At 70.1% G+C, this 733-nt stretch carries 1 protein-coding gene; it reads right to left on the bottom strand.

Features of this window, described 5'->3' with window-relative positions; translation table 11 throughout:
- Positions 1–163: 163 nt before the first annotated feature.
- Positions 164–733 (bottom strand): hypothetical protein (locus ACYVC6_RS22700; RefSeq protein WP_460716843.1); only part of this gene is annotated, 570 nt, incomplete at its 5' end.

Below are 733 nucleotides of genomic sequence, written 5' to 3'. Positions count from 1 at the left end.
AGCAGGCTGACGGCTTGGCATGGTCGGACCTCTCGGAGGGAGCGTGAGCCGCCAGTGTGGGGTCTGACCAGGCCCCCCGTGAAGAGCCCGGGCTTCGCCCTACCGACCCGCGTCCCGCAGCACCCGCCGGGCGGCGAGCCGGCCGTGCCGGGTGACGCCATTCCTAGTCGAGGACCGCGGCCACGAGCCGGAGCTGACACTCCTTCGAGGCCCCCAGCGTCGCTCTCATGCCCAGGGTGATGCGGACCCATGGTCCAGCGGCTGACTTCACGTCCCCGGACAGCATCGTGAACGCGTTGGCCCCTGCCGCAGCGGGCGCGGTGATGGAGACGGACCCAACGCCACGGCCCACCACCGGCACCGCATCGGTGTCCGCGCCGACCTGCGTGATGAGACTGGCGTTGTACGTCATCTCGGGGAGGTTGTTGTCACTGCCGACTGCCACCTGCGCGGTCGCCGTCGTCGACGTGCCGGTGCAGGAAGGCGTGAACCTGATACCGGCGACGGTGACAGCGCTCATCGGGGCGCCGGGGGCGACCACGTGTTCGAACACCGTGGGCTCGGAGGACAGCACTCCGGGCGCGAGGTCAGCCAGGCCCACGGAGCCGTCCTTGATCTTGGCCGCGGTCACGGCGTTGTTCTTGATCTTCGCGGTCTTGACCGCGTTCTTCTTCAGCTGCTTGCTGCCGACGCTGTTGGCGGCCAGGCCGGCCGCGGCGGCCGTGCCCGTCAG

Source organism: Nocardioides dilutus, from assembly GCF_054779555.1.
This window is presented reverse-complemented; position numbering and strand designations above follow the sequence as displayed.